Source organism: Flagellimonas aurea, from assembly GCF_017313785.1.
Taxonomy (GTDB): Bacteria; Bacteroidota; Bacteroidia; order Flavobacteriales; family Flavobacteriaceae; genus Flagellimonas; species Flagellimonas aurea.
This window is the reverse complement of record NZ_JAFLNL010000003.1, coordinates 337,859-357,025: the sequence shown is the minus strand read 5'-3', so window position 1 is coordinate 357,025 and position 19,167 is coordinate 337,859. Positions and strand designations below refer to the sequence as shown.

18 protein-coding genes are annotated in these 19,167 nt (G+C 47.4%); all 18 read right to left on the bottom strand.

Annotated features, from left to right (window positions below; genetic code table 11):
• Positions 1–36: 36 nt before the first annotated feature.
• Complete coding sequence (locus J0656_RS07525) at positions 37–3,393, bottom strand: TraQ conjugal transfer family protein (RefSeq protein ID WP_207032644.1); 3,357 nt, start codon at positions 3,391–3,393, stop codon at positions 37–39.
• Positions 3,394–3,408: 15 nt separating this feature from the next.
• Positions 3,409–3,954, bottom strand: coding sequence for a conjugal transfer protein TraO (locus J0656_RS07520; protein WP_207032642.1), 546 nt, complete (start codon positions 3,952–3,954; stop codon positions 3,409–3,411).
• 2 nt (positions 3,955–3,956) lie between these two features.
• Positions 3,957–4,949, bottom strand: a complete 993-nt coding sequence (locus J0656_RS07515) for a DUF4138 domain-containing protein (protein ID WP_207032641.1) — start codon at positions 4,947–4,949, stop codon at positions 3,957–3,959.
• Between the two features lie 10 nt (positions 4,950–4,959).
• Positions 4,960–5,970 (bottom strand): conjugative transposon protein TraM, encoded by a 1,011-nt coding sequence (traM, locus tag J0656_RS07510; RefSeq protein WP_207032640.1) that lies wholly within the window; start codon positions 5,968–5,970, stop codon positions 4,960–4,962.
• Between the two features lie 67 nt (positions 5,971–6,037).
• Complete coding sequence (locus J0656_RS07505) at positions 6,038–6,667, bottom strand: hypothetical protein (protein ID WP_207032639.1); 630 nt, start codon at positions 6,665–6,667, stop codon at positions 6,038–6,040.
• Between the two features lie 5 nt (positions 6,668–6,672).
• Positions 6,673–7,599: a TraJ family protein gene (locus J0656_RS07500; protein WP_207032638.1), complete on the bottom strand. Its 927-nt coding sequence runs from the start codon at positions 7,597–7,599 to the stop codon at positions 6,673–6,675.
• Between the two features lie 2 nt (positions 7,600–7,601).
• Positions 7,602–8,234, bottom strand: a complete 633-nt coding sequence (locus tag J0656_RS07495; protein ID WP_207032637.1) for a hypothetical protein — start codon at positions 8,232–8,234, stop codon at positions 7,602–7,604.
• A complete protein-coding gene (locus J0656_RS07490; RefSeq protein WP_207032636.1) occupies positions 8,231–10,792 on the bottom strand; it encodes a TraG family conjugative transposon ATPase in 2,562 nt (853 codons plus the stop codon). The genes J0656_RS07495 and J0656_RS07490 overlap by 4 nt, the downstream gene beginning before the upstream one ends.
• Positions 10,780–11,100, bottom strand: a complete 321-nt coding sequence (locus tag J0656_RS07485; protein WP_207032635.1) for a DUF4133 domain-containing protein — start codon at positions 11,098–11,100, stop codon at positions 10,780–10,782. The genes J0656_RS07490 and J0656_RS07485 overlap by 13 nt, the downstream gene beginning before the upstream one ends.
• An 11-nt stretch (positions 11,101–11,111) precedes the next feature.
• Positions 11,112–11,396 (bottom strand): hypothetical protein, encoded by a 285-nt coding sequence (locus J0656_RS07480; RefSeq protein ID WP_207032634.1) that lies wholly within the window; start codon positions 11,394–11,396, stop codon positions 11,112–11,114.
• A 4-nt stretch (positions 11,397–11,400) separates the two neighbouring features.
• Positions 11,401–11,757, bottom strand: a complete 357-nt coding sequence (locus J0656_RS07475) for a hypothetical protein (RefSeq protein WP_207032632.1) — start codon at positions 11,755–11,757, stop codon at positions 11,401–11,403.
• 10 nt (positions 11,758–11,767) lie between these two features.
• Positions 11,768–12,295, bottom strand: a complete 528-nt coding sequence (locus J0656_RS07470) for a hypothetical protein (RefSeq protein ID WP_207032631.1) — start codon at positions 12,293–12,295, stop codon at positions 11,768–11,770.
• Positions 12,296–12,385: 90 nt separating this feature from the next.
• On the bottom strand, positions 12,386–13,069 hold the full coding sequence (locus J0656_RS07465) for a ParA family protein (protein ID WP_207032630.1): 684 nt from the start codon (positions 13,067–13,069) through the stop codon (positions 12,386–12,388).
• Between the two features lie 264 nt (positions 13,070–13,333).
• Positions 13,334–13,735, bottom strand: coding sequence for a helix-turn-helix domain-containing protein (locus J0656_RS07460; RefSeq protein WP_207032629.1), 402 nt, complete (start codon positions 13,733–13,735; stop codon positions 13,334–13,336).
• Positions 13,736–13,737: 2 nt separating this feature from the next.
• Complete coding sequence (locus tag J0656_RS07455) at positions 13,738–16,269, bottom strand: TraM recognition domain-containing protein (protein WP_207032628.1); 2,532 nt, start codon at positions 16,267–16,269, stop codon at positions 13,738–13,740.
• 29 nt (positions 16,270–16,298) lie between these two features.
• The gene (locus J0656_RS07450; RefSeq protein WP_207032627.1) at positions 16,299–16,556 is read right to left on the bottom strand and encodes a hypothetical protein; all 258 of its coding nucleotides are present in this window, start codon (positions 16,554–16,556) and stop codon (positions 16,299–16,301) included.
• A 97-nt stretch (positions 16,557–16,653) separates the two neighbouring features.
• A complete protein-coding gene (locus J0656_RS07445) occupies positions 16,654–18,174 on the bottom strand; it encodes a toprim domain-containing protein (protein WP_207032626.1) in 1,521 nt (506 codons plus the stop codon).
• Positions 18,175–18,247: 73 nt separating this feature from the next.
• Positions 18,248–19,072 (bottom strand): hypothetical protein, encoded by an 825-nt coding sequence (locus tag J0656_RS07440; RefSeq protein ID WP_207032625.1) that lies wholly within the window; start codon positions 19,070–19,072, stop codon positions 18,248–18,250.
• Positions 19,073–19,167: the final 95 nt, after the last annotated feature.

Sequence of the window (19,167 nt, the reverse complement as noted above, 5' to 3'; positions counted from 1 at the left end):
ATATTAAATAATAGGAAATTAGCCCAACCATATTTGTCAAACTCTAATTATCCTCCCTGTAACCCAATCGCTCCATTGGCCATCACTGTCCCTGACCCGTACCTCATAGTTCTGATCTAGGTATTTCAACCTACTTTCACGGGGTTCGGTCTCCATCTCAAAATATCTGTCGACACCACTTCCCTTGGCTTCGCTGTAGTTCAACAATTTAGTATCCCAACGATTGTCCTGTCTGTTGAAAATACGGATTTCGACCTGTTCCAGGCTTGCTCCATTATAGGCCTCCGAACAGTTAATGTTAAAGCAGGTATATATCCTGACCTGATAATCGCACCCGTTAAGACCTCCGCAATTGATGTTATGCTTTTCACCCTTGGCCGCAACGGTCGGCAATTTCAACATTTCGATGGATTCACTCTCGGTCTGTGACTGTCCCGTGGAGTTCTGCACCAAGAAATTGATCACAAAACTTTGATCCGTTTCCGGAAAGAACTGCATGGGTGCACTACCATAATCCAGAGGAACGACCTCCCCTTCATTATAGGTGATTCCCTTATACCTGACAGTGCCGGCACTGGCCCCGGTAAAGGTGAACACCAATGTGTAACCAACACTCTGGTCATGGCCAGACGTGGCATTGGTTATGGCGGTGATATCGAACGGGTCGTTGATGTACTTATCCTGGGCCGATTGACTGATATTGAGCGTGAAAGGTTCTTGGTACACTTCATAATTCGCGTTGACGTTGGCGGTCTTCTCCACATCGGAAGAGGAACGCACCGTAAAGGTCAGATTATGGTTTCCCTCACTGTTCCCGGTATATTTTCCGGAAAAGGAGCCTACCGGTACCGTAAAACTTTCCCCAGCTGAATAGGTATTGCCATTATACCGAAAAGAGCCGTTGTTTCCACTAACGGAGAAGTACATTTCATAGGTATCGCCACCAATGCCTATTTCGGAAATATTGAAATTCACATCGATTTCCTCCCCGGTGTATGCCTGTTGGGCAGTTCCGGAAGCTGTGAAATTATAGTCCTTGGCCGTAACGTCCACGGCAATGTTCACCGATTTTTCTAGCCCTGTATCGTTCTTCGCATAAAAGGTCATGCTTACCGTGCCATCGTCAGTACCCTCAATGCTCCAATTGAAGTTGCCCTTTGGCACTTCATAGAGGTTCCCAGGACTCACCACATTGCCATTACTGTCCTTGATGATGGCATTTCCGTTCATGCTGAAGCGCATGGTATAGTCGGATGATCCCACACTCTCGGAAATATTAAAGTTCAGCGAAGTAATTTCCTCCACGGTAATATCCGAGCTTTGAATGCCCCCAGTAAAGGTGAAATCGACTTGATCGAAAGTAATAGTAGTATTGGACGTACGGGTAACGTCAGAACCTGATTTGACACTCAGTACAATACTGTGCTGACCAGGCTCCAGGCCTGTATAGGTAATGTTGTTCGACCCGGGGCCCATTGGAAAATTCTCCCCTGGTCCATAGGAAACCCCATTGACCAACATGGATCCGTTCTGGCTCGACGAATAAAAGGCGGTATAGGTGTCGTTCGCCCCATTCGGAACTTCATCGATGTTCACAATGATACCAACAGGATTGTTTGAAAATTCGGTTGCCTTCGAAGGGGTCATGACAATACTGAAATCATTGTTGCCCACCACTACAGTGACCTGTTCTTCCAAAAGCTGGCCATTACTGTCGCGCAATAAAAAGGAGATTTCATAGGTCCCTGCCTGCTGCCCTATAAAATCATAGGAGAAACTTCCCGGTGTAACGGTAAAATATTGACTGGGCGTTATCGGGGAATTCCCGTTATAGAGTTGGCCATCCCCACCCGTAATGAAATAGTTGAGCTCATAGGAAACCCCGTCATAATCCCCTTTTTCGATAAGGCTCAGCGAAATGGCCCCTCGTTGGCCCACCAATACCTCACTGTTGTTGGCAGAGGCACTGAAATCGAGCTCCAATTGTTTTGCGTCCAGATCTATTTCGATTGGCCCGACCTCTTGCCCAAAATTGTCGGTCACAAGAAAACTGATCTGATGGCTCCCAAGGCTTTCTGGGGTATAGAAAAGGGAGAAGTTTCCAAGGTCGACAGGGTAGTCCGTATTGTTCTGGATATTGTTCCCGCCCGTCCCCGTAACCTTTCCATTGCCCTCGGTTATGTTGTAGGAAAGGAAATAATCGATATTGGAGGTATTTCCGCTGGATCTGATGTTGAAATTGAGCTGTGTCCTTTGGTTGACAAATACCTGGTTGCTCTCCGCATTGCCACTAAAAGTGAACGGAATATTGGCCACCTCGATCTCCACGCTATCCCTTTTCATCTGGCCGTTGCTGTCGCGAACATCAAAGTAGATCTTTCGTTGGCCGAGCACATTGTCCTTATAGGTGAAATTGTAATTGCCCGGGAGTATGGACCTAAAGGCACCGGCATCCATTACGCCCCCGTTTTGGTCCCTAACGGTTCCGCCACCCTCACTTCCCGGAGAAAAGGAATGTCCGATATCATAGGTGACGTCACTTTCCCCATCCTGTGTCTGGAGGTCGATATTGATGGCGATGTTGGTGTCGAGTTCCACTTGGGTGGAAGCGCCCGTGGCCCGAAAGGTAAAGTTAAGGTTTCCCACATCGAGGACAAGTTCCCTTGTGATGGTAGCACCATCGGGAGCCTTCGCCACCATGGTCAACTTGTGTTTGCCCAAGGTCTCAGGAAGGTATTCGAGGTCGCTGACCCCTTTGGGGAGCGCAAAGACATCCCCGGGATCATAGGCGGCATCACCAAAATAGACCTTGCCGGTCCCGTTTTCCAATTGGTAGGAAACCTCAAATTCCTGGTTTCCGTTGTTTGCGGGATCTTCGGTGTCCCTGTCCCTTAAAAGGGTCACACTTACGGGGTTTTTGCTGTTGATGATAAATTGGTCGGTCCCTTTGCCCAATAAAAAGCCAAAGCTTGCATATGTGGTATTATAGACCAGATCCAGTTCCTTTTCGATCTTGTTGGAGTCCCAGGCAAGGATTTTGACCTTATGTGCACCTGTATCGATGGGCATATAACGGAACGACACATCAAAATCCCCGATGGGAATGGTATCGTTCTGGTATATCGTATCATTCCCTATGGACAGGTAGTATCCCTTGCCGTTCTCGATACGGTACTTCATATAATAGGAGGTCGTGGTGACCACTTTTTCCGGTTCCAGGGAAAAATCCGTCTTGACCGCCTCAAAGACAAAGCCATCATTATTGTGGTCTTCCGTAAGGGTAAAATCAAAGGAATCCTGGACGATGCCGTCAAAATCCTTGCTGCATGACAGAACAAACAAAAAGCTCAACAGGATTATGGAAACAAGGCGTAGTGGAGTAATTTTTTTCATAGTGTCCGGTTATGTTCAGAATAAAAAGTAGCGCAGGCCGATCCCCACATAGGGATAAAAATTGCCGACATCAGAATTGATATGGTAGTACTCATTGGCCTTTATCAATAGCGAAAGGTCGTTCCCCAGGATCATCTCCCATTCGATACCTGCATATATTCCATAGATGAACCTGCTCTTGCCACCTATCACGGCCCCGGTATCCAGGGTATTGTTCCCGTTGTTGATCACTTCATATCCAATGACCCCGCCCCCGCCGACGTTCAGTGCATATCTCCTGAAATTGGGTTGTTCCCATACTTTTAGGAAATAGCCGGGTTGGACCGTGAAAATATTGTAGGGGATATCATAATCCCCCTTGTCCACTGCAATGGCGGCAAATATGCTCAACTGGGCATAGGTGTTCCTGTTCAGGTGGTAATTGTACGTTGCCATGATCCCGAAACCGTCCTCTGCATATCCACCGCTGAGACCCACGGAAGAGGCATAGTTCCCGCCCCGCTGTGCGGAAAGGGATATGGCCATAAACAAGAACGAAAAAAGCACCAATGATCTTCCCATAATCAAAATCGTTTAGGATTGTTTATAATGTCCCTGCCAATGGACATGGACAGGTTACGGTTTCCTCCCTCTTCATCGAGTTCCACCAAAAGTTCCTTTTTGTTGTCCAGGGAGAATTTCTTGAGGACGATGACAAAGTGGTTCTCGGATCCCCCTTTTACGATCTTGGGGACCTTGTACTCGAGCATAAGACCGTTATTTTTATTAATCGGGATTTTCTGTGCAGAAGCATTTCTGTACGAACTTTTGATGAAGAATTTGATAAAGTTGATATCGAGGTCGACCCCTTCCTTATTTTCCAGCCTGAACTGGATATAGAGCTCGTCGTTGTTATAGTAGACCCCTTTGAGCCACAGGAAGACATCGCCTTTCCGTGCAAAATAACGCGGGATCAGGGCCTTGTCGAACTGCATGTAATAACTCCTCAACCGATAGTACTCGTTGGGGTCATGGGCATAAAGGTCCGAGGTGGCCAATTGCAACACCGAGTCCTTCGGTATTTTCTCGATCTCTTGCATGGAGAACGGACCGGATTCCTCCGATTTTGGTAAAGATCCGTTATTGGATCCGGGTTCCAGACCTTGCATGGCCTTTGGTCCCTGATAGGAGACGGCCCTGTCATCAATATTGGTCACCGCCATTTCGGCTTCGATGGTCCAGGTCAATTTTTTGGGACTGGTATTCAATTGCAGGATAAAATCAAAGAGGTTCCCGGATCTGGTGATGACCGTTAGGTTGGTATAGTTTTCCTTTTCCAAGGCCAGATCATCATAATACACCTTTAGGATACGTGGGTTGAACCGGCTCCCGATTTCCTTTGGAAAGTCCACTGCAAAGCCGATATCGCTCCCTATGATGCTTTCGGCGATATCCTCCGGAAAGATCAAAATGGTCTTGAACTTTCTGGAAACCTCGATGGTATCACGGATGCCCTGAGCGGAAAGCCCATGGTTCATCAATAAAAAGAAAAGAAACAATAGTAGTTTTTTACCCATAGAGTGCCGTTTACGTTTTCAGGAATACCTTGTACCCGTTGATCAACAATATTTCGTCGCGGTCCTTCTTTTTTTTATTGGAGAAGAACTTGCCGAATGCCCGTATCGCATTTTCCGTCATGGGAAGGTCCATTCCATTGGATAGCTCCCTTGAGAGGTCCCCCACGGCACCCTCCTCCACATCGGCGTAGAATTCTGTGAGCAGTTTCCCCGCCCTTTCATTGTAGATACCGAGACCGCCGTCCTCTTGGTCATACGCCTTCAGTGTTATCGGAAAGTTCCCTATGTTGGAAATGTCCATCAACAATCTGGACCCTTGGATGTTCACGGTGGCATATATAAAAGTGTTCTTGGGAAAAATCCGATCGGCAACCCTAAGTTCCTCCCGTAGGATAAGAGTCACCCTGCTGCCGGGAACGACAAATTGATCCCGATATACCGAGGCCTTGACCCTTATATTGGCCAAAAGTGCTCCATGCTGTGTAACGCTTTCGTTCGGGGCGGAGAAATCCTGGCTTATGGCTTTACGTTCCTCTCTGGCCCTCAACAGCATCTTTCGGTATTCGATGCGCTTTTCGGTCTCCGAAAGTCCCTTTGTCCCTGGGTCGTCCGTGTTATCCGTGACGGTGTTCCCCAATGGTTCCGTTTCGGGTTTGGACATGGCCTTGCCATCGACCAATGAAAAATTCTCAAGATCGTTCAGTATCTTTTCAAGGGAGTCGTTCTCTTTCTCCCTGTCCACTAGGGTTGCAACCCCGTTTTTCTTTCTTGACCTTTCCAATGAATCCTTGACCGACTCCTTATAGTAGCTGTTGGGATCTTTTATTTCCAGCCCACTGGACTGGTTCGGAAGGGAATCGTTGTAGCCGTTGCCGATTTCCTGTTTTTGGGGCGAACCCCTCAATCCATCAAAACTGGTGGACAAAAAATAGACCAGGAGCAGGATGGCAACGGGAAGGGCGAGGGCGAACCCTTTATGGTTCCTGATCCAATCGTTCAATTTATGGGTGTTCAATGCCATAGTAAAATTTCTTTACCCGATAATCGAGATCTGATCGTACCGTACCGGGTTATGTTGTCAACAAATATCATTTGCGTAGGTCCTTGTTGTCCAATACATCGAAACGGACGATCTTTAGGCCGTTCAGATTATTGGGGGTTGATTTGGTCTCCATCAAATAGCCGGTCGTGACCAGGTTCCGATATTCGGTCTCGCCGTCCCTTTCAATTTTTTGCTTTCCGATGAACCTGAACCTGAACGGATAGGAAGAATAGTCAATGATGATACTGTCCTTCTCCAGTTCAATGGAATAGCCACTTTTGGCGATATCCTCGTAATAGTCCTGGTCCACCAAACGGTTATAGAGCCGTATGCCCGAACGATCGACCATATAAAGCGCCTTTCCCTCGATATTCCTTTTGATGAACCCCAGGTCCGGCTCCAGGCCAAAGAAAAGTTCATGAAAAATCCCCACATGTCCCTCGCACAGTATATCGATGGCCCTTTTGTAGTCCTTGACCCTGACAGTGGCCAATTTCTGGCCGCTGTCCAAAAGGTAAAAGCTGTTCTTTGCACTTTCATTGACCCTATAGACAACATAGGTACAGCACAAAAAACTAAAGAGCATGAAAGTTAAAGATAGGACAACCAAGCGGTTGGATCTTTTCTCTGCCCTTGTAATATCGTTGAAAACCCTATAACCTTCGTTGAATTCCATATTTCTTATTGAATCAAAGTTCTTACACCTTTTGTAGTCCCACCCGTTTTTATATCAATGGCCGTTTGTGCGGCCTTTTTGGCGTAGTGCTTTGTCTTTTCCTTCAATTGCCCGGCATTCACGTTCATCCCCTGTACGATAAAATTGGAAAGAGTGGGGGCCTTGAGGTAGACGAACAGATTCATCAGCATCAGAAGGGCACTGGTCAGGACCAGCCCCAGATTGGCCTCGGTACGCAACAATAGGGAGTCAATGAGCTTTTCCATGATCTTGAGCATAAAATTGTCGATCAGGTGCAACATGGGGATCCAAAGGCAGACGGACATGAATTTCTGCAACCAGGCCTTCCACATTCCCGATAGGGCAGGGATGAACGACAGCCCGATATTGAGCGGGCCGAAAACGATGAGTACGAACAGATAGATCACGGACATGGCCTTAATCCCGATGAAGACCACGGTGGAAACAATGGAGGCGAAGGTGGTGATCCCGGAGGTCATACCGCTCAAGATCAGGGATTCCAATGCCGACCAGTCCATATCGAACAGGCTCCATGAGGAACCGATGTCCTCCATGGCCCTTGTCTGGGCATGATATATCTTCAACTGTAGGATGTCCCATGAGACATCGTTGCCTTTCAACGAGTTTCCGATACCCTCATAGAATTGGAATATCGACCGTGCGAACACCTTGTACTTTAACAGGATGAACGCCAATGGGACCCATTTGAGATAGGCGAAAAAATCGGCCCGGGTCTGTTCGTTCATGAACACCTTCAATGCGATGATGCCTATCCCGATATAGGCGAATTCCTGTCCAATGTCCATTATGGGATCCACCGCGTCAAAGGCGTCCAGGATAAATTGGTCAAAGAGTTCGTTCACCTCTTCCCGGATACCTGCATCGGTCATATTTTGTGTCAAGGCCAGCAAGGTCATCGGTTCAGGTCTATCAATGTTCTTCGTATTTCCCTGCTGGCATCGAGCTGCTTCATTTTTTTGTTGTGGGCGATCAGACCGTCCAATACCCCGTTCAACTTATCGGTAATGTCGTTGATCTTATTGAGCCGTTCCTCGGGGTGCATGAGGGACCTTGTGTTCAGGATGGTCCTGCTCTGCTGGAAAAGGTCCTTTGTCCTCAACAGCGCATCAGTGGCAATGGCCAGGAATTCCTTGGTCTGCTCGGACTCCAAATTCTTAAGGTTCCCGATGGTTTCCTGAGATGTCCTATAGGCTTCCAAGATCTTATCCTTTAATTCTGTGATGTTGGACAGTTCCGTGGATTCCAGCACATAATCCGGAGCGATCTTCATGGCATCGAGTTCCTCTTTTAGGATTTCCCTTGACCTAGTGGTCTGATCGTTGTTTTTCTCCATCAGGTCGATCAACCGGTCCAATTTCCGGTTGGTGGCGGCCACTTGGTTGCCCAATGACCGGAGCTGTATATGGATCTGGGCCAGTTGGTTGTTCGCGATTCCGAGGGAGCCGTTGGTCGCCGCATCGGTGACGGGGATCTGGCCCAGGGCGACCAAGGGGACCAAATTGAATAGGTAGATGAGTTTTTTCATTTTTCCTGTGTTTTATGGGAAGGCACTAGGGAATAATCCTTGGCCGTCAGTTCCCAATTGTTATGGTTCTTTTTATGCAGTTGATTGATCTTGTGCGATTCCATCGGGTTGGTCTCATAAATGCATTTTTCCACCAATGAGGTTTCCACTCCGTAGACCTTCACCCTGTCCTTCCAACAAAAGGCCACCTCACGATATTTTCGTTCGAGCGGCAGATCTCTGTTCAGGGAAAGGATGGATTGTCTCTGTTTTTCACTGAGACCCATCATTTCCTGGATGTTCTCGAATACATTCTCAAAATCCCCCATGTCCAGGAAGACCTTGATATGGGAATTGACCACAATGGCATTCTTGATGACCTCGGAGGCGATAAAGTCATCCACTTTTTGGGAGATGAAGATGGGCTGGCCACCATACTTTCTGGCCATTCTGGACTGGCTGTTGAAATAACCCTCGAACTCCTTTCTGGAAAGGGCCTTCCATGCCTCATCGACCACCATCATCTTGTTGATGGCCAGTTTGTCCCTATCGAGGAGTTTTTTGTCAAAAATTTCCATGACCATCAGGGCGGTAATGGGGAACAACAGTTCATTGTCGATGAGTTTCCCCAATTTGAAATAGACCAACCTTTCCTCGCCCAGACGGGCAATCCTTTCATCTTCCCGGTTCAGCAACTTTTCCCTTGGTCCGCCCTTATAGTATTTCTCCAAAAGGAACAGAAAGACATCGGGGTCGAACACTTCCTTGGAAATCCTTTTTGCATTGATAAGGACCTTGAGATGTCCTTGGCAGTATTCATAAAAGGTATCGAACCGGAAATCGGTGTTCCCGGTCTCCCACATATGGGAATAATATCCGGGCAAAAGGTTTTCAAGAACGGTATTCTTGACCTCGTGGGATATTGTATCCCTAGAAACGCCACGGTCGTCACCCGTTATCAATTTCAATAGGGTGATCAGGTTGATGACCTTGGCCTCGCTCAATGCCCTGGATTCATCGTTCTTTTCAATGGTGTCATATTCGTCCAACTTGAAGGGGTTGAAGGTAAAGGGCTGCTTGTCGTCATGTTCGATGATGGTCCCGCCAAACACCCTTGTGATCCGTTCATAGGAATTGCCGTCCTCCATGATGATGGCCTCCGCCCCTTGACGGAGTTCCGAGGCAATGTAATGGTTGGCCACATAGGACTTGCCACCGCCGGATCCAGAGGCGATCAACATGCCGCGATTGAATATCCAATGGTTTCTCTCGGGTTCCCGGTAGACACTTACGGACAGGGGCCGTCCACTGATCCGGTCGATCAACCGCAGCCCATCGACCGTTTGGGAGCTGTCCCTATACCCGCCCTCGAAATATAACAAGGAGGCCGCCATATCGCTGGACATGGGCATGTACATATCCGATGGGAGGCCCACGGCATTACCGGGGACTCCGGCAAAGAGAAGGTTCTTTCGGTCAATGTTGTTTTCCTTGGCATTGATCTTGAGCTTTTTGAAGCCGTCCGCCACGGCACTGCATATTTTTCCATGGTTCACATCTGCGTTGTTGAACCCCAGGACGTTCAAATGGTAAAAGACGATCTCCTTATGGTTCTCTAGGATGTCGGTATTGAACTCCCGGATCTGGTCGGCATAGATCCCGTTGCTGTCGTCTTTTTTTCCATTGCCGAACTGGTCGAAACGCTTGGCCTTTTTTCGCAATCCCTTAAGGGCCCTTTCCTGCTCCGGGATATAGATGTACTGGTTGATGATGTGTTCATGGGGTATCTTGAACCCGATTGAAAACAGATTGCCAACAGGGAACCGGTTGTGCCGTGTTGTGAATTTTCCGTACAGTTCATAGGGCCCCAGATATTCCTTGGTGAACTGGTCCAGGTTCTCCACGGTAAAGAACCGGGCCTGTTTCTCCCCGATCTTGATGGAATTGTTGGAAAAGTCGATATCTGGCAGGTTTTTGTTGGATGCGGAAAGGCTGAAATATTTTGTGTATAGCCCTTCATCGTCAAATAACCCATCATATCCCATTATCTCCGACCGGATAAGGCCCGACCCGTTCAATAGGTTCGAGACACTTTCCACCTTCGTCTCAAAATCCAACAAGAGATCCCGGTCAAGGAATTCTTTGGAAATTGTCCTGTCCAAAAAGAAATCCCTTTTTTTTGAGAGAAAGGAATTGACCCTGGTGGGGCCATAGTTGAAGTATCCCGTCGGTACCAAGCTGATAAATAGGTAATGCTCGGCCCTTAGAAAAGGACGCTCCTCAAAATACCGCTCATTGCCGATCTCCATGAAATCACCGTTCAACCGTTGCGGGATGGGGCCGTATCGTTCCTCAAAGAAATAGTCCTGTCGGTGCAGGATCATGTTGGGCCCCAATATGTCGATGATATTGAAGAAGAGTCCGTTCAAGGTATTGTAATCCCTTTGGTCCAAAGTGAACACCTCTGGGAGCTCCAATTTTAAGGGAATGGTCAAACAGCCCTTTTCCTTTGAAATGAGGGATTTCCTTTCATGTCCATAAATGGGGAACACGTCCATCATATCGGCTATCCTTTCCATAGGGGCATATTTTTGTACGGTCGAGAGATCTTGATCTTGTCCGGTCTGGAGGCATCGGCCATCTTTTTGATGAACCCCCTGGCCCCGTAGGTCCTGGAATGGAACAAGAGGATGGCGAACATGGACAATAGGGTACAGGCCGTCACCAATAGGGCCATGAACGTAGGGATGACCATGGATAAAATGAACCCTAGGGAGAGTATGCCAAGGCCTATATAAATACAATGATTGATATACCTGGCCTTGAGGCCGAGGAACAGGACCTCCTTCTGGAGTCCTTTCCGTATAAGGATAAACTTGTCTTCCATGAGGGCCTTTTTTAAGAACGCATGCTGTCCCCCACGGACAATAGGATCCAGAAAATGGCAAGGCCAAGTATGACCTGTCCCACCTTTTTGGTCAGGTCGCTCTGTTGGTCCCTTAAGTAAAGGAATACCAATCCACCCAAAATGGTGGATGTCCCGGCAATGGTCTTGACGGCACTGATGACGATGTCAGCGATCCTGGAGAGGTCACGTTCCCCTTGTTGGAGTTCTTGGGTCAGTTCGTTCAATTGCCCAAAGGAATCATGTGGCAGGCAAAGGCCCAACCCGATAAGGAGCAAGAGTTTAAGTTTCCGGGTCGGGACCCTTTTTGTCCGTAACATCCCTGTTACGGATGATCTTGAATTTTTCATTTTCTGTGCGAGTTAAGGAATTGTTCAATGCTTCACTTGAAGAGCCTTTGTTTTTGAAAGCCTCCAGGAGTTTGGAGTTGTTCTCGACTTCATCCACCTGGCTGAGTATGGTTTCCAAATCGGCTTGTTCTTCTTGTGAATTATTTACAAATTTATTATTTAAATACAAATAATCATCATTTTCTTTGATTTTTTTGCTGTCCCTTTTCTTTTTTACCAACAGGACCCAGGCCACGTATACGTAATACATGGCCGTAATGCCCAATGTTATTTTCCAGAAAAGGTTCAAATACAGTTTATTATAGTTTTTCTATCAGTTTCTCCAATTTGGTCCCGTTCTTATGGACAAATTCTTCCAGGACCTTCCTCAAGATCTCGTTCCGGTTGATCTTTTTTCCCATTTTATAGCCCAATCCAAGGGCCAATCTTTCATAACCGTCGAGGCATTCCCCGCTCAGGGACATCTGGAACACATCTTTTTTGTCCCTATAAAACTCAGATTCAATGGTTTTATTGAATTCCTGCCAAATTCTTTCCTCGGATTTCGTCATTTTTTTACCCTTGCTGGGACGGTTCACGTTTTCCATGGGCCGCACCACGGTTCCATCCTTTGGGGTTTCAGAACCATCCGGATCTTTGTCCAACGGTACTTTTTTCTCAGGAGTTCCCGTTATGGCATTGTTGGTAAGATCGGCCGTTTCCCCAGTTTGATCGGTCTCCATTCCGGAGGATCTTTCCTTTTTTAACCTGTCCAACATGCCATCCGTTTTGTCCATGTCCATCGTTATGGCCTTTATCAGTTGCCCAGTATCTTTACTTTTTTTCATTTGTTCACTGCTTTATTTTTGGTCCTTGTCTTTTGTAGCCGTATTTGGCCCGTCCTAAAAAAATCCCTCATTGAGGGTTTCATGGCCATATCAATTACTGGATAATTTAAGGACTTCCTCAAAAAAGTTCCTGATATCCCGTGGTCCCGTCTCCATTTGTTCCGGGATGGGATGGAGGGTGCTCCTGTACTGTTCCCGGTATATGGTCTTCTCCTTGACCACATGCTGCATAAAGGGAAGGCCTGCCGTCAGGACATCGCCCTTTAAGTTCGCGAACTTGTTCTTTTGGACCTCCCGATATTTGTTGAAGAAAAGATGGACCGATCGCAGTACCCTGTCCTCATTGTCCAGAAAGTTTTTCTTCAATGTCCTGTAGAAATTAAAGGTACTGTCGATTTCCAGCTCATCATGGTCGAAGGGTATGAAGATATGTTCGACGAACATAAGGCCCTGTACCATTTCGAGGCTCAGGCTTCCCGGAAAGTCGATTATGATGTAGTCCACTTTTCCATAATGCTGCAGGATTTTGTCCTTAATGGTCCTTACCGTTACCCGGATTATGGGATATATGGGGAGGCTGTCCTCTTCGTTTTCGCCGATAAGGTCCAGTTCGCGCTGTCTTTTTTTGAAAATGGAGAACTGGGGGTCGTCCACATCTAAAAGGACGACCTTTTTTCCATAGGTATGGAACAGGTTGGTGGCCAGCATGATGTTAAGGGTCGTTTTGCCCACGCCGCCTTTTTCCCCGGCGACCGAAATGATCTTTGTTTTCATATTGATATGTATTTAAGTGAGTAAAGGAATATTTGTATATAGGGTCAATTACATAGGCATTTGTTCAATGGTTTGGATATTTGTTGATATGGATATCTGTATGTCCATACAGTTGGATGATCGCTCATTTGGTGAAATGTTTATTTGAATAAATGAATAAATGAATAAATGAATAAATGAATAAATGAATAAATGAATAAATGAATAAATGAATATTTCAATATAGATGTCCAATGACGGTCCGTGTCAGTTTTCCATCGTTGCTTAAATTTTTGATTTGAACCCCGAAAGGGCTTCCAGGATATTGGATTCCAAGGTCTTGAAACTTTCTTGGATACCTTCCTGATAGACGAGGTTTTCCCCGATATTGCGCTTCGGGATGAACTCATTGTCCGTGGCGATGATCCACATGGGATTGTAGCCCAAGGAATAATAGTACAGGATCAGTTTAAAGGTGGTAGGCGATATCGTACCGCGTTCCACATTGGTCAAGGTCGAATAATCGACGCCCAATCGTTCACAAACATTTTTTCTGGAATAATGGGAATTGCGCTTGTCCGTGGTATCGTCCGCTTCGACCAGATCGTCCCGGATCTCCCTGAGCCTTTTTCCGATATAATAAAAATCCTCCGCTTTCGCGTTTTTGAGTTCGTCGATGTCCTTCATGTCTATAAATTTTGAACGGGGTAGGAGGAATAAGGTTCTTCCTCGAAAAAGTCGGCCCCATCCCATAGGGTGGCCAGACTTTCCCCTTTGCTATTATCTTCCTTAAAAGTAGGTCTTTCCTGTGACCCGTCCATATCCTCGAACAGGTCGGGGCCGGACACTTGGTTGAAATCCTCCAAAAATTCCAGGGCGATTTCCCTGTTTGCGTCCAGGGAAGACCCAATTTCATCCGTTATCTTATCGGGATCGAAGATCGAGGACTTGGGATGTTCCCCCTTGATCTTGAAATATTCGTCCTTGACCAGATCATCAATGTCCCCTAGTACCTTGTGGAAGGCCTCGTCCAGGACCCGTTCCATTTCCCGGTCCAAAAACATCCTTCCGACAAGGTTTTCCATGAAGGCCCTTATCTGGGAGCCATTGGCTTCCTTATTGTCGACCAATTGCTCCAGTTCCTTTAAATGATCGTATATTTTTAGGTCACGGACCAAGGAGGTGAACTGCATCCGCTGCATGGGCCCATCACAGTTTTCTTTGGTGAAGGTTTCCAGATAAACATTATAGAATTCGATGTAATCGTTTTGGGCGAGATCAAGTCGGGCCACCTTGTCAAAAAAGCCGATATCCTCCATCAATTCCAGGCGTTCCCTTACTTTTTTGTCATGGTCCGGGGTTCTAAAGTCCCTTGTTACCGGAAGGGGGAATTTGTCCTGGTGTTTCTTTGCCTCCATGTTCGGTCTCAAAAGGCCAAAGCACAGTTTTTGCTTGATGGGATGTTCAAAGGTATCGGCCACGATACCGCCAAAATATCCGGTTGACATCCCGGTTATCTTGCTCTTGGGCATCAGTTCCATCATTTGGGTGCCCATACTGGTGGTCGTATCGTTCCGTGAGACCGTCCTGGACAGTTTTTCCTGGTGGATTTTCCCAAAAATGTCACTGATGCGCCGGGCCGTTTCCCCTTTGGCCGCACCGCTGAAGACGTTTGCACAGTTGTCAAAGATCACATCGGCCAGTTCCTTGCCGTAATCGGCGATGAGCTGGGAGACGCTTTGGATACCAAGGACAGTGGCCACCAAATGGGACCTCCCCGTATCGATGATCTTTCTAAGGCCCATGATGAAAATCGTGGGTACCTCGTCAAGGATCACGCCCATAGGTCTGCCCCCGGGCCTGTTGACCACCTGTAAAGCCTTGTTGATGATAAGACCGATGGGTGCTGCATAGATCTCCGATCGGTCCGGATTGTTCTGCACGCACACGATCTTGGGCCTGGAAGTGCTGTTGATGTCCAATTGGAAATCATTGCCGGTCATGACATAGAATATCTCCTTGGTGGCGAGCATGGACAATGATATCTGGGCACTCGCCGTTTGACCGGCCAATTGTTGTCCCGCTTCCCGCTCCAGGGCATCCTTGAAGGGGATCATCAGGTTGCGGACTTCCATGTCCCTCAGGATGATGTCCAAGAGCACCTGTATGTTGACCGTTGAAAGAATGATGACATGGGGGAGGGTACAGATGTTGGTCCCGGTCTCCTCCGCTTTCTTCTTCAGGTACCAGATGAGCCCCGAAACAAAACTGATGGCACTCCTTGAAAAGAAATCGTTCTGTTTGATCCATTCCTTATTGAGGTTCTTCATGATAATGGTGGCCGCATCCGAGGCATCGATCTGTGACTTCATCAAGTAGGGGCTAATGGGATTGTTCCGGTGGGTCCTTTCCGGATCATCGAAGGAAATGGTGTAAAACCCAGGCAGGGAACCCAACTGTTCCGGATCATCAGTGCCGAGTTGTTCCTTCTTCTTCAGCCAATGGTTATAGGCGATACGGGAGAGTGTATCGAACTTGAAGTCATAAATGAGCAAAGTGAACATCTTGCCGATAAGCTGCTCGATGATCTCCTCAAAAAGGGCAAACGATTTCCCACTTCCCGGTGTACCGATGATCAACAGGGCCCTGAAGAGGTTGACGAAGTTGACCCAGCCTTTTCTGATCTTTCCCTTGAAACGGTAATCATAGGGAATGTTCACCGAATAGGGGGTATCGATCTTTTGTTCCATCTGTTGGAACGTCTCGTTCCCGTCATTGAAAGGGTCTTCTTTGGAGAGGTCGGTAAAGGACAGCACCTGAAAGAGATGGACACTGCCCGATAGGGAAAACAGGAACCCCAGGAAATAGCACGGCACCGAAGACCAATACAAAACAATATTGGGAACCTTAAGGACATCACTGGCACCAAAGAATATAATTCCAAGGGTCAGATAGGACACTCCCTTGGTATAGGTCTTTCCCGCTACCTTTTTGGGGTGGTACAACATGACCGCCGCCACAATGGCCATGAGCAATAACAGTTTGCCCAAGTACTTTTGGTGCAACGGCCCGAACTTCATGAAAAATCCATAGATCCATCGGAGTATCGGGCCATCGATCCCATGGTAGGCCAATAGCGCATAATGATCGATATAGCCGATCGCCGCAAAAAGTGCCACGGAGAGGAACATGGCCGAATGTGCCAACCTTTTATCTTGCATGGAAGGGAAGAATATTGTCCATTAAGGAATCAACCAAAGGTCCTTTCCCTCCATCCCTCCAAAGCGATGTCGGATGCCTCCTGAAAGGAAATCCCCTTCTCCCGTACCAATTCGATGGTAGTGTCCATCAGGACCTTGGATTGGTCCCGGATGAACTGGGTATATCCATCCCCCATTTGGAGGCGGTTCTTGAGTTCCATATCATTCTCTTCGATAATTGCATCCAGCAGTTCATAGTAATATTGGTGGTCCTTCAACCCTTCCGATAGCTCTTCCATTATTTTCATTTGTTTAAATTTAAGTCAATACATTGATATTTGTTTATTCCCCCTTTCTATGGATATTGGTGTTTGATATGTCCCAAAAAATCCCTCCGTGAGGGTTTTATATTTTTAATTGTGCGATGTTCTCCTTTGATGTCTTTTTGTGCCTAAGGTGCGCCGCAATGGCCCGAAAGGGGACCATATAGGAATACCGGAGCCCAAAATCGGCCAAGACCCCAGTGGTGCGTATTTCCTCCACGATGCCCTCGTTGGGGGCACCCTCCGGTCCGCTGTTGGTCTTGAGGACGATCTTGTCCCCTGGGCGTATCCTATCCAGATCCATGGTCCCAAGTTGTTCGTACCTTTCCTTCTTGCTGCTTTTCAGGTCGTCGTTCCAATCCTTTCCCATCGATTTCATGATCTTGGCCCTTACAGGAAGGTACAGCCCGCCCAAGGTGGTCAAAAATGCCCGTAGTGCCTTGGCCATCTGTGGATCCAAGATGGTTGTGGATCTGGATTCCGAGATGGAAAATTCAAGGGCCAACTTGTCCGAAAAAAGGAGGGTCTTGAACCCTTGGCCCTTTGGGAACGCATTACCGACCGAGTCTTCGATCGTACGGGCATCATGGGCCATTTGACCACGACGGTCCATATGGTAGTGGATGTTCATCGATACCCTCTCCCGGTTGATCCTGTTCTCGATATAGACCCCCTTTGCCATTGCATTGATGAGCTTGGTAAAAACCTGGATGTCAAATCGGTGTCCCGTGGCATCGTTGTCGAAAATGGAAACGAGCTGGATTCCTTTTCTTGAAAGAATGGGGGTGATGAGCTCATAAAAGAAATCCAGTTTTTCGGTATAGACGTTCCCTCCAAAGGAAATATAAAGGTCACCCTTTTTTCCCTCAAGTTCATGGAAGGATAGCAGGTCCACCCCGCTTTCCCCAAAAACGATCCGTTGGGCCCCTTCCTTTGGGGGATTGGAACTGAACAGAAAATGGTCCTTTCCGTTGAGCACCAGGCGGAATTTTTTGGATTCCCCCGTATGCCTGTCCCTATAGGGCCTGTTGTACAGGATATAGTTCCTGGGGGTTCCCCCGATATCGAATTTTGGAAAGGCCACATTGGCGATCTTGCCTCCATTGTCGTTATGGTGGAAGGCATTGAAGATCCTGCCCCTAAAGGGATCGGATGCAAGGGTTTCCATCGCAATGCCCCTTTCCTTGGTAAGGTATATGGGATTGCGCATTGGTACTATGTTGTAATTTTCCTCCAAGGATCTCGTTCTGCCCCTTTTTTGGGGGACCTTTGCGTTTTGTGCAACATGTTCGTGGGCACTGTCAATGATTTCCAGGCCCTGTTCGACGGCCCTGTAAAAGTTCTTCTCTCTATTCCTGAGGAACGAAAAGAAAAGTCCCTTGTCCTCCGAGTCATTGCGGTTGAAATAGGAGATGGGGTCCCTTGAGGTCATCAGGACGATCCGGTCGCCCTCCTTGGCGAATTCCATTGATCCTGCACTTTTTTTGAGCAGTACGTGGCCCGTGCGCAATAGATGGCCCTCAAAGTCCACTTCCCCGTTGATCTTACCGATCAACCGCTTGTAATGTTCAGGGTCTTCTTTGTAACTTATAGTGTTCTTCATTGCCGATAGGATTGAAAAAAGCCGATATATCTGAATATGTCGGCTTTTGTTCATCAAATGGACCTTTTGGCCCCTATTTGCTCATGACATTATGCCGTTTCTTTTTTTTTTCGTCCCCGACCACAACGGCACCCTTGGTTTCCAGATCCTTTACATTGGCCTTTTCCGGGGATTTTGTAATGAACCTTTCTGCCCTGGGGCTATAGGTGACGCTATAGGTCTTCCTGCCCTTCTTGGTGGCGATGGAGATTTCCACGGCCTCTCCCTTGTTCATGGCATCGGCCTGTTGTTTGGTCAACTGCTGCCCATAGAAATAGGTGTTCTCCGAAAGGGCGGTCTTCGTCCTGATGTCATTGAGCTTTGGCTCGTAATAGGCCAGCTTCGGGAACATTTCCCCATCCTTGGTCACCCCATTGAAGACGATGGATCTACCGTCATTGACCATGGCCTCGAACTCTTCCTTGGAGAACTGGTGGTTATAGGCGGTGGCCTGGGCAAGGGTCACGGGCCGGTTCCTTTTGATCTGGACGTCCAATTTGGACCCGCTCTGGGAACTGTACATCAATTGGACGGCCTTGACACTTTCCTTGAGTTCCCCTTCGTTGACATAGGTGGAGCGATGGATATGCTCCTCTCCCTTGACAAGGGCATCCTGTACGTTCTCGGGAAGCTTGTCAAAACTGATATAGGCACCCTCCAATTTTTCCTTGGCCTCCCCATAGGCGAACCGTTGGGCGGGTGACCGCATTTTCTCCACATAGGGACTGGTCTCGTCAATGTTGAATTCCAGGCCTCCCTGGGTCTTGATCTTTAGGATGCTTTCCTCTTTGGAGAGGATTTCCCCTTTTTGCCAAATTTGGTTCACTTTTACGAAAACCCTTTCTACTTGTTTTTCCATTTTACTGAGTATTTAATTGTTAAGGAATATTGATTTTCGTACCTTTGCGGTACTTGTTGATATTCATTTATCGATGAGTTAAGGAATATTTCGGA

Bases quoted from the DNA above. Each gene is read 5' to 3' on its own strand.
- J0656_RS07520 (WP_207032642.1), bottom strand. From the start codon at position 3,954: ATGGGAAGATCATTGGTGCTTTTTTCGTTCTTGTTTATGGCCATATCC.
- J0656_RS07495 (WP_207032637.1), bottom strand. From the start codon at position 8,234: ATGAAAAAACTCATCTACCTATTCAATTTGGTCCCCTTGGTCGCCCTG.
- J0656_RS07515 (WP_207032641.1), bottom strand. From the start codon at position 4,949: ATGGGTAAAAAACTACTATTGTTTCTTTTCTTTTTATTGATGAACCAT.
- J0656_RS07455 (WP_207032628.1), bottom strand. From the start codon at position 16,269: ATGCAAGATAAAAGGTTGGCACATTCGGCCATGTTCCTCTCCGTGGCA.
- J0656_RS07450 (WP_207032627.1), bottom strand. From the start codon at position 16,556: ATGAAAATAATGGAAGAGCTATCGGAAGGGTTGAAGGACCACCAATAT.
- J0656_RS07465 (WP_207032630.1), bottom strand. From the start codon at position 13,069: ATGAAAACAAAGATCATTTCGGTCGCCGGGGAAAAAGGCGGCGTGGGC.
- J0656_RS07485 (WP_207032635.1), bottom strand. From the start codon at position 11,100: ATGGAAGACAAGTTTATCCTTATACGGAAAGGACTCCAGAAGGAGGTC.
- J0656_RS07525 (WP_207032644.1), bottom strand. From the start codon at position 3,393: ATGAAAAAAATTACTCCACTACGCCTTGTTTCCATAATCCTGTTGAGC.
- J0656_RS07460 (WP_207032629.1), bottom strand. From the start codon at position 13,735: ATGAAGGACATCGACGAACTCAAAAACGCGAAAGCGGAGGATTTTTAT.
- J0656_RS07445 (WP_207032626.1), bottom strand. From the start codon at position 18,174: ATGAAGAACACTATAAGTTACAAAGAAGACCCTGAACATTACAAGCGG.
- J0656_RS07490 (WP_207032636.1), bottom strand. From the start codon at position 10,792: ATGGAAAGGATAGCCGATATGATGGACGTGTTCCCCATTTATGGACAT.
- J0656_RS07505 (WP_207032639.1), bottom strand. From the start codon at position 6,667: ATGGAATTCAACGAAGGTTATAGGGTTTTCAACGATATTACAAGGGCA.
- J0656_RS07440 (WP_207032625.1), bottom strand. From the start codon at position 19,072: ATGGAAAAACAAGTAGAAAGGGTTTTCGTAAAAGTGAACCAAATTTGG.
- traM (WP_207032640.1), bottom strand. From the start codon at position 5,970: ATGGCATTGAACACCCATAAATTGAACGATTGGATCAGGAACCATAAA.
- J0656_RS07470 (WP_207032631.1), bottom strand. From the start codon at position 12,295: ATGAAAAAAAGTAAAGATACTGGGCAACTGATAAAGGCCATAACGATG.